A 9358-nucleotide genomic window follows, 5' to 3' on the forward strand; every position below is an offset into this window, starting at 1 on the left:
CTTAAGCCCTGGGCGGGGGCGGGTGGGGGGCCGGCGCGCCCCCGCACGACCCGAGCGCCTTGCCACCTGCCTCGGCTCGGGCCCGGACGCCGGTCTCCGAGCCCCGGGGGGCCCACCGACCGGTCACCGCTCTCCCCCGCGCGCGCCGAGGCACCGTCCCCCGACCACCGCGGGCGCCGCGGTGAGCAGCAGCACCGCGCCCGTCTGTACGAGCAGTCCGGCGAGCAGCGCGCCGGGGAGGGGCACGGCGAGCCATGGGTACAGGGCCGCGACACGCGCCGCGAAGACCAGCAGGCCGAGCGCGGTGAGTGCGGCGGCCGTGCCCGCGTCGGCCGCCCCTCGCCGGCGGCCGCGCCACAGCAGCCAGCCGAGGACACCGACGACGAAGCAGGAGCTCGGCGCCCACACCGTGTCGACCGTGCCCGGCATCAGGACGAGTGAGGCGCCGGCCACCACGCAGCAGGCGAGATGGGCCAGGCCGGGCGTACCGACGGGCAGCGCGGCCGGGGGTGCGTCGCGGTGGTGGGCCGCGCACACGGCGAGCGCGGTCAGCCAGGCGAGGAGCGCGGCGGCGGTGGCGTAGGCCGGGTCGGGCGGGAACGCGTCGGAGACCAGCGGCGCGAGGGGCAGCCACAGCGTGGGCAGTGCGGCGAGCAGCACCGCGGCACGGGCGAGCCGCCTGCGGTCGTGCAGCAGGGCGAAGTATCCGGCTGTCCACAGCAGCGGCAGGATCCACTGGGCGAGCGCCGCCACGGTGCCGGCTGTTCCGCCCGGGCCGGTGAGACCGGACAGGAACATCCGCCACTGCGCGGGACCGTGCGTCGCCGCCCAGGTGACCTCCAGGACGCGGTCCGCGACCGCCCCGGCCGCCTGGAGCAGGACGGCGAACAGCGCGAACTGGCGTACGGCGGAGCCCAGCAGCGCGTAGCGGCGGGGCGCGCCCGCGGCGCCGAGCCGGGTGCGCAGCGCGAGCCCGGCGATGCTCGCCGCCTCGCCCAGTGTCGGGCGGGACTGGTCCTGGGTGTCCCGGTCGACGTCCCACAGAAAGACCTCGACCATCTCCTCCTCGCGCTCGGCGCGGTAGTAGGCGGGGAGCAGACGCAGAACGGCGCGGTAACGCTTCTCGAGGAGTGTCGTCATGCCAGGCCTCCGGCGAGTCCGGGTCCCGCGACGGGCGGGACGGCGGGGCGGTCGGCTGGGTGCGCGGGCGCGCGGCGGCCCTCGGCGATGCGCCGCTTGGCCGCGTTCGCGCCGGCGGCCATGCGCTCGGCCTCGGCGTCCAGGGCGCGCAGGCCGTCGTCGGTGAGGCGGTAGTAGCGCCGCAGCCGGCCTTGCTGCACCTCTTCGCGGTCCAGGACGATCAGCCCGTCCGCGGTGAGCCGGTCGAGCACGCCGTACAGCGTGCCGACCCGCAACTGCACGTCGCCGTCGGACAGTTCCTCTATCTCACGCAGGATGCCGTACCCGTGCCGGGGCTGGTCGGCCAGCGCCGTCAGCACGAGGAACGCCGCCTGGGTCATGGACTTCGATGCCATGCGTCCAGAATATATCGGCAGCCGATATATTCCGCAGCGCGAAACACTCTCCGTCCTCGGCGTCGAGGCTTGTGTCCGGCTGGAACGGCGGCTCGGCGCACACGGCGGGGGCGCGGCGAGTGAGCCGTGTCGCGGCTCCCGCGTGGGAGGCGGATGGCGCGGGCCCGGCGTGGGCATGCTGTGAGCGAGGCCACTTCCGGGGGATGGTGGATCTTCCTCGGTGCCCGCCCGCCTGATCGGCTCCCACGAAGGACAACCGCTCTTGTCTCTGACGATTCCTGACGCTCCCTCGGCGCGCCGCCCGGGTCGTTCCTGGACGATCCGGGTGGTCGGTCACCGCGACCGCAGCGCCTCGGTCACCTGCTCCTCGGCATGCGTAATGCCGGCCCGTTCCCGCGACCTCACGGCGCTGCGCCGGTTCGCCGAGGCGCATGCCCTCGCGCACGCCCGGGCCGCGGCCGTGCGCGCCGACGCCGCCTGCTGGTGCCGCCATCACGGGTGCGCCCCGCACGAGGGCACCCGGGTCTCCTGCCAGGGCACCGTGGTCCTCGTACTGCGCCACGATCCCGCGGTGGGGCAGGTGTGGACACTGAGCGAGGTCTGTTCCGCGTGCGCGCCGCTGATGAACCACGCGCGTGTGGTGGCCCGGGCCGCGTCCCGCCCGGCCTCGCCCCCTCCCCGGCCGACGGCCACCGGAGACCGTCAGGTCACCGGTGACCGTCCGGCTGCCGGAGACCGTCCGGCCACCGGTGAGCGGTCCTCGCCGCGTTCCGGACCGGTGGCGGCGCCGTTCGTCCCGGGAGGCTTCAGCGCGCCCCCGGCCGACGGCGTACCCACGCCGAGGGCACCCCGTCGGCGTGGCCGGAGCCGGGGCCGTCCGGAGCGGGAGGGCAGCGGCGGTTTCTGACCCGTCGCAGACGGTCGGCGGCGGTTCCCGGCCCGCGCCGGAGTCGGACGAGGGCGCCAGGGGCGACGCCGCGCCGCCGAAACGGACAGGACCCGCCCCGATGCGGATGGTGGACGGGCCCTGTCCGCCCGGACGATTGTGCTGGGCCGCGCCCGGCCGGAACCACGGGTGTGCACCGCCCGCCGTAGTGCACGGCGCACACACCGTGTGCACGGCCCGCGTCCCGTGTGCGCGGCGGCCCGTGTGCGCGGCGGCCCGTGTGCGCGGCGGCCCGATCAGAGGGCGCGGTGCGCGCTTCGAGTTCGCTGCCGCCGCCGAGGGCGCACGAGGCGACATGCGGCCGTACGCCCCGGGTACCCGGGGCGCATGAACGACCGCAAGACACCCGATCCGCGTGAGGCCGCCCAGGCGGCGGAGACCGCCGACGAGCAGCGGGCCGCTTCACGACCCTTCAGCTATCCCCACGACGAACGGCGCGCCGGCGTCCGCGCCACCCGGCACATCAGCCGTGAGCAGGCCGACGCCGAGAGCGTCCCCGGAGTGCCCGGCGGCTACGGCACCACGGGCGGCGGTCAGCCGAACACCCGTGGCGCCGACGCCCGGCCGGGCCGGGACGAGGCCGATGAGGAGGCCGGTGTGACGGACGTCGTCGCGGGGCGGGAACCCCGCCCCGACCGCTAGGAGTGACACCGGCGGCCGGCCGGCACGACTGAGGCGCCTTCACCCCCGTGTGATCCACACGGGGGCCGGCGACGATACTGGCAGTGCACGTCGTCCCCGCCCTCACGAACGGACCCATGCCGATCTCGCCGACGGACCGCCCTGATCCCTCCACGACACCCCCGACGCTGTGGCCGGCCCGCGGCCGTTTCCTGGGGTCCGCAGCCGCCGGCGTGCTGCGCAGACATCTGCAGCGCCTGAAGGACGACGGGGCCGTCCAGGACTTCCTGGAACTGCCCGAGGACGAGTCCCCCGCCGGACGGCGCGTCTTCGAGGCGCGCTGGCAGGTGGCGGAGGCGGTGACCGTCCGGGCGCGGCTGACCGTCGCCATGGGCGCCGGGCACGGTCAGGAGTGGCTGCTGGTCGCGGAGGCCGAGCGGCCCTGGGACCTGCGCTGGCCGTCACCGGCCGGCGTGTTCTGGCCGGCTGAACCGGACGGCGCATGGGCGCACGAGTCCGCGACGGGGCTGCGTTTCCTCCAGGTCAACGCGCTGCCGGAGGACGACAAGGCGCTGCGGCGGGTTCTGAGGGACGCGCTGCGCGACCGCTGGACTTTGCATGTGGTCGTCCACGAGGCGATGACGCCCGACGAGCGCGGCCGTGGCCCGCTCACCCGTTTCCTGCCACCGGGTCTGCACCACCGCGTCGTGGAGCACCGGGCCGCCCCGCACCAGCTGCGCGCCTTGAACTACGCGCTGCGGGACGCCGGGGTCGAGGTACCGCGCGGCGGCGCGGTGGTGTTGCCCGGCGCCCCGGTGCCGGACGGCTGGAGCGCCGCGGACTTCTCGGTGCGCAGTGTGTTCCTGGACGGCTCCGAGCCGGTGGAGCTGGTCGACGCTGTGACCCGGTTCGCCGCCTTGCCGCGGCCACTGCCGGACGGTGCCGCGGAACAGCTGGGCGCGCTGCGGGAGGAGTGGCACCTGTACACGCTCGAGGAGGAGCTGGAGCGCCAGCGCGCGCTGGTCGCCATGTACGCCGAGGCACTGGAGGCGATGACGCGCTCCCGTGACCTGTACCGGGAGGCCGCCGAGCGGGCGCACGAGGCGTTGGCCGCGTACCGGGAGGCCGCCGCGGCGAGCGCCGGAGACCCGCCTGCGCCGGCCCGCCCCGCCGGCGGTGCGCTCCAGCAGCTGACCAGGACGTTCGAGCGCCTGAAGATCTCCGGCCGCTCCCTGCGGCCCACCGCCGCCCGCGAGACGGTCGCCACCCGCGAGACGGTCGCCACCCACGAGACGGCCGTCGCCCACGAGTCGGCCGCCCACGAGACGGTCGCCGCCGGACCTCTCCCCGCCGGTCGGGCCGCCGTCGAGGAGGCCGCCGCCGAAGGGGCCACCCCCGCCGTAGATCCCGCCGCCGTGGCCGGGACTCCGTCCGTGACGGCGCCCGCGTCCCCGGCGGACACGACCTCCTCGGACGAGCCCGCGGCTCCCGACGAGGCCGCGCTCTCCGACCCGGCCCCCTCTTCCGGGGGACCCGTGGCCCCCGACGGGATCACCTCTTCGGGTGAACCAGGTGAACCCGCCGCCGAGGCGATCCCCCCGTCACACGCACACGCGACTCCGGGCAGGGCCACCTCGTCCGGGTGACGGTGCCGCCGGCGGCGCATCCGGTCAGGACAGCAGCGGCAGCCGTTCCGCGTCGGAGCCCAGCGCGCGCCGCTCCTCCCGGGTGAGGGGCGCGCGGCCGGTCGCGGCACGCGCGTAGTGCTCGTCGCTCCAGTCCAGGGGCACGGGCCGGCCCAGCAGCCCGTCCAGGGTGGCCCGTACCGCGGCGAGCCCTTCCGGAGCCGGTCGTGCGGCCCCCGGCAGGGACACGGTGAGGTCGAGGTGGTGCACGGTGGCCTCGACGGCGAGCGTGATCAGCAGGTCGCCCGCGGTCAGGACGTGGCCCTGGGTGCACACGGCGCGGGCCGGGTCGGCCGCGGCGCCGGCGGTGACGGTGGCGGCCGCGGTCTCCAGATACAGCTCCCGCAACTGGCCGAAGTCGAGGAACATGCTCGCGCTCACCCGCGCCCAGCGCCGCCCGTGCGCCGCGCCGACCGGATCCGGCGCCCAGGCGTGCCAGTAGGTCACGGCGTCCCGGTCCGGTGGTGCGCTCACCGGGGTGTGCAGGGCGACGAGCGCGCGCTGGGCGTCAGAGAGGCAGTGGAAGACCAGGTCGCGCGCGGCCCAGCCGGTGCACCCGGTGGGCAGCCACGACGCGTCGTCGCCGAGCGTCGCGACGACCTCGGCGAAGGCCCCGTAGGCGGCGCGCAGAGCGGCGACGGGGTCGGTGTCGTCCCGTTGATCACCTGTCATGCGGCCAGCCTAGGAAGCACCCCCCGGCACGGCGCCACCGGTTTCCGGTCATCGGCAGGTGTCGTCCGGCGCGGTCGGGATACGCGGTCAGGACAGCACGACGCCCCCGTCCGGAGGGGAAGACCACATGGGCAGCGAGCAGCACCCCGCACCACCGGCCGCGCACCGCTCCGACACGACCCTCCGGGTCAACGGCAAACCGCACACCCTCACCGTCGACCACCGGCGCACCCTTCTCGACCTGCTGCGCGAGGATCTGGGCCTGACCGGCGCCAAGAAGGGCTGTGACCACGGCCAGTGCGGCGCGTGCACGGTCCTGGTGGACGGGCGCCGGGTCAACGCCTGCCTGCTGCTGGCCGTGGCCGCGGACGGCTGCGAGGTGACGACCGTGGAGGGCCTCGCGGGCGACGGCGAGGCACCGCACCCGCTCCAGCGGGCGTTCGCCGAACGGGACGCCTTCCAGTGCGGGTACTGCACACCGGGCCAGCTCTGCTCCGCGCTCGGCGCGCTCGCCGAGGCCGAGGCCGGGCACCCCTCGCACGTCACGGACCCGGCGGCCCCGTCCGGCCGGCCCGTACCGCTGACCCGCCAGGAGATCCGGGAGCGGCTGAGCGGCAACCTGTGCCGCTGCGGGGCGTATCCACGCATCGTCGACGCGGTGGAGGACGTGATCCCGTGAAACCCTTCGGCTACGTGCGCGCGGGCAGCGTCGCGGAGGCCACCGAGGCGTACGCCGCCCACCCCGGCGCCCGCTACCTCGGCGGCGGCACCAACCTGGTCGACCTGATGAAGCTCGGTGTGGAACAGCCGGCCGTCCTCGTCGACGTCACCCGGCTCCCGCTGGCCGGGGTGGAGGAGCCGGCGGACGGCTCCTTGCGGGTGGGCGCCCTGGTCCGCAACAGCGACCTCGCCGCGCACCCCCTGGTCCGCGACCGCTACCCGGCGCTCTCGCAGGCGCTGCTCGCGGGCGCCTCGGGCCAGTTGCGCAACGCCGCCACGACCGGCGGCAACCTGATGCAGCGCACCCGCTGCCCCTACTTCCAGGACCTGTCCAAGCCGTGCAACAAGCGCGAGCCGGGCACCGGCTGCGGCGCCCTCGAGGGCGTCCACCGCGACCACGCGGTGCTCGGCCACTCCGAGCACTGCATCGCCACCCATCCCTCGGACATGGCGGTGGCGCTGGCCGCGCTGGACGCGCGGATCGAGGTGTACGGCCCCGGCGGCGCCCGGGAGATCGCGGCGGACGTCTTCCACCGGCTGCCCGGGGACCATCCGGAGCAGGACACCGAGCTGCGGCCCGGCGAACTGATCACCGGGGTGCTGCTGCCGGCGGCGACGGCCGGGCTGCCCTCGCGCTACCGCAAGGCCCGCGACCGGGCGTCGTACGCCTTCGCGCTGGCGTCGGTCGCGGCGGTGCTGCACGTGACGGACGGGGTCGTGGACCGGGCGGGGATCGCTTTCGGGGGGCTGGCGCACCGGCCCTGGCGCGCCCGCCGCGCCGAGGAGGCGCTGCGCGGAGCGGCGCCCACCGCGGCCGCGTTCGAGCACGCCGTCGACCTGGAGCTGGCGGACGCGCGCCCGTTGCGGGACAACGCGTTCAAGGTGCCGCTCGCCCGCAATCTCGCCGTGGACGTCCTGACCGGCCTGGCCCGGCCCTCGGGGACCTGACCGGCATCAGCCAGGAGGAACCATGACCGACACCGCCGTGGGCGCTCCGGCCGAGCGCCGTGAAGCGCGCCTGAAGGTCTCCGGCACCGCCCGCTACGCCGCCGAGCACGCCCTGCCGGGCCGGCTGTACGCCCGACCGGTGCCCGCCACCGTCCCGCGCGGCCGGGTCACCTCCGTCGACGCCTCCGCCGCGCTCGCCCTGCCCGGCGTCGTCACGGTGCTCAGCCACGACAACGCGCCGCGCCTGGGCGAGTCGAACGATCCGACGCTCGCCGTGCTGCAGGACGCACGCGTGCCGCACCGGGGCTGGTGCGTGGCCCTGGTGGTGGCCGAGACCCTGGAGGCGGCCCGGGCCGGTGCCGCCGCGGTCCGCGTGACGTACGCGGAGGAGCCCTACGACGTGACGCTCACCGAGGACCATCCGGAGGTGTACGTCCCCGAGAAGGCCAACGGAGGCTATCCGGCGGTGCGCGAACACGGTGATCCGGAGGGAGAGTTCGCCTCCGCGGCCGTGCGCGTGGACGCCACCTACCGGGTGCCGCCGCTGCACAACCATCCGATGGAGCCGCACGCCAGCACCGCGCAGTGGGACGACGACCGGCTCACGGTGTACACCTCCAGTCAAGGCACGTCCGTGGTGCGGATGGTGCTGGCCGGACTGTTCGGCCTGCCCCAGGAACAGATCTCGGTGGTGGCCGAGCACGTCGGCGGAGGGTTTGGTTCCAAGGGGACCCCGCGCCCGGACGTCGTCCTCGCGGCGATGGCGTCACGGGCGACGGGACGGCCGGTCACGCTGGCTTACCCGCGCCGCTTCCTGCCGAGCTCCGTCGGCCATCGCGCGCCCACTGTGCAGCGGGTGCGGCTGGCCGCCGGCGCCGACGGCCGGCTGACCGCGCTGCTGCACGAGAGCACCACGCACTCCTCGCGGATCAAGGAGTTCGTGGAACAGGCGGCGGTGCCCGCCCGCGTCATGTACGGCGCCCCCGGCCACCGCACGGGGCACCGCGTCGTCCGGCTCGACGTGCCCACCCCGTCCTGGATGCGGGCGCCCGGCGAGGCGCCGGGGATGTACGCGCTGGAGTCCGCGATGGACGAACTGGCCTGCGCCCTGGGCATGGACCCGGTGGAACTGCGGGTCGTCAACGAGCCGGAGTCCGAGCCGGACAACGGCAAGCCGTTCAGCAGCCGGCACGTCGTGGACTGTCTGCGCGAGGGCGCCCGCCGGTTCGGCTGGGCGGAGCGCGACCCGCGGCCCGGCACACGGCGGCAGGGACCGCTGCTGCTGGGCACGGGGGTGGCGGCGGCCACGTATCCCGTCCTCGTCCAGCCGTCGACCGCGCGGGCGCACGCCCGCCCCGACGGCACGTTCCTCGTGGAGATCAACGCCACGGACATCGGCACGGGCGCCCGGACGGTGCTGGCGCAGGTCGCCGCCGACGCCCTGGGCGTACCGCTGGAGCGGGTGACCACCGAGGTGGGGTGCAGCGACCTGCCGTACGCGGCGCTCGCCGGCGGTTCGTCGGGCACCGCCTCCTGGGGCTGGGCGGTGCACGAGGCGTGCGCCCGGCTGGCGGAGCAACTGGGCGTGCGGACCGGGCCACTGCCGCCCGAGGGCATCAGCGTCGAGGCCGACACGTCCGGTGCGGCCGACGCCGACAGCCCCTACTCCCGGCACGCTTTCGGGGCGCACTTCGCCGAGGTGGCCGTGGACACCGTCACCGGTGAGGTCCGGGTGCGCCGGCTGCTGGGCGTGTACGCGGCCGGACGGATCCTCAACGCCCGTACGGCGCGCTCGCAGTTCGTGGGCGCGATGACGATGGGCCTGGGCATGGCGCTGACGGAGGACAGCACCGTGGACCCCGCGTTCGGCGACTTCGTCCAGTCCGACCTGGCGTCCTACCACGTGCCGGTGAACGCCGACGTGCCCGACATCGAGGCGCACTGGATCGAGGAGGACGACAGCCACCTCAACCCGATGGGGAGCAAGGGCATCGGCGAGATCGGCATCGTCGGCACGGCCGCCGCGATCGCCAACGCCGTCCACCACGCCACGGGCACCCGGCTGCGCGACCTCCCGCTCACGCCGGACAAGGTCCTGGAGGCACTGACGGGCCCGAGGTGAGCGACGCGCGGGCGGGGCGCCACGACGACGGCCGCCCACAAGGTGGAGCGACCACGTGGCGGCCCGCGCCGAGGGCGCGCACCGCCCCCGCCGCGACAGGGTGGGAGCC

General features: G+C 75.7%; 8 protein-coding genes and 1 pseudogene. 6 read left to right on the forward strand and 3 right to left on the reverse strand.

What is annotated here, in order from left to right:
* Window positions 1–123: 123 nt before the first annotated feature.
* Together AB0E88_RS35390 and AB0E88_RS35395 are read right to left on the reverse strand one after the other, a co-directional pair.
* Window positions 124–1140 carry a hypothetical protein gene (locus AB0E88_RS35390; protein ID WP_361639230.1) on the reverse strand — a complete coding sequence of 339 codons (1017 nt, stop codon included), beginning with the start codon at window positions 1138–1140 and terminating at the stop codon, window positions 124–126.
* Window positions 1137–1520 carry a PadR family transcriptional regulator gene (locus tag AB0E88_RS35395; RefSeq protein WP_361639251.1) on the reverse strand — a complete coding sequence of 128 codons (384 nt, stop codon included), beginning with the start codon at window positions 1518–1520 and terminating at the stop codon, window positions 1137–1139. The genes AB0E88_RS35390 and AB0E88_RS35395 overlap by 4 nt, the downstream gene beginning before the upstream one ends.
* A gap of 394 nt (window positions 1521–1914) precedes the next feature.
* Between AB0E88_RS35395 and AB0E88_RS35400 the strand changes: the two genes are divergently transcribed.
* The 3 genes and pseudogenes from AB0E88_RS35400 to AB0E88_RS35410 form a co-directional block, all read left to right on the forward strand.
* Window positions 1915–2442, forward strand: coding sequence for a hypothetical protein (locus AB0E88_RS35400; protein ID WP_361639233.1), 528 nt, complete (start codon window positions 1915–1917; stop codon window positions 2440–2442).
* Between the two features lie 366 nt (window positions 2443–2808).
* On the forward strand, window positions 2809–3123 hold the full coding sequence (locus tag AB0E88_RS35405; RefSeq protein ID WP_361639236.1) for a hypothetical protein: 315 nt from the start codon (window positions 2809–2811) through the stop codon (window positions 3121–3123).
* A gap of 116 nt (window positions 3124–3239) precedes the next feature.
* Window positions 3240–4349, forward strand: a pseudogene (locus tag AB0E88_RS35410) (hypothetical protein); the annotation flags it as partial.
* A gap of 423 nt (window positions 4350–4772) precedes the next feature.
* On the opposite strand, the gene AB0E88_RS35415 reads toward AB0E88_RS35410, so the two are convergent.
* On the reverse strand, window positions 4773–5459 hold the full coding sequence (locus tag AB0E88_RS35415) for a maleylpyruvate isomerase N-terminal domain-containing protein (RefSeq protein ID WP_361639239.1): 687 nt from the start codon (window positions 5457–5459) through the stop codon (window positions 4773–4775).
* Between the two features lie 127 nt (window positions 5460–5586).
* Between AB0E88_RS35415 and AB0E88_RS35420 the strand changes: the two genes are divergently transcribed.
* Genes AB0E88_RS35420 through AB0E88_RS35430 form a run of 3 tightly spaced genes read left to right on the forward strand, consistent with a single transcriptional unit; the run spans window position 5587 to window position 9249 of the window.
* Complete coding sequence (locus tag AB0E88_RS35420; RefSeq protein WP_361639242.1) at window positions 5587–6138, forward strand: 2Fe-2S iron-sulfur cluster-binding protein; 552 nt, start codon at window positions 5587–5589, stop codon at window positions 6136–6138.
* On the forward strand, window positions 6135–7127 hold the full coding sequence (locus tag AB0E88_RS35425) for a xanthine dehydrogenase family protein subunit M (protein WP_361639245.1): 993 nt from the start codon (window positions 6135–6137) through the stop codon (window positions 7125–7127). The genes AB0E88_RS35420 and AB0E88_RS35425 overlap by 4 nt, the downstream gene beginning before the upstream one ends.
* A gap of 22 nt (window positions 7128–7149) precedes the next feature.
* Entirely contained in the window at window positions 7150–9249 is a 2100-nt protein-coding gene (locus AB0E88_RS35430; protein ID WP_361639248.1) for a xanthine dehydrogenase family protein molybdopterin-binding subunit, read from the forward strand.
* Window positions 9250–9358 lie beyond the last annotated feature (109 nt).

The sequence above is a fragment of the Streptomyces sp. NPDC028635 genome (assembly GCF_040637635.1).
GTDB lineage: Bacteria > Actinomycetota > Actinomycetes > Streptomycetales > Streptomycetaceae > Streptomyces.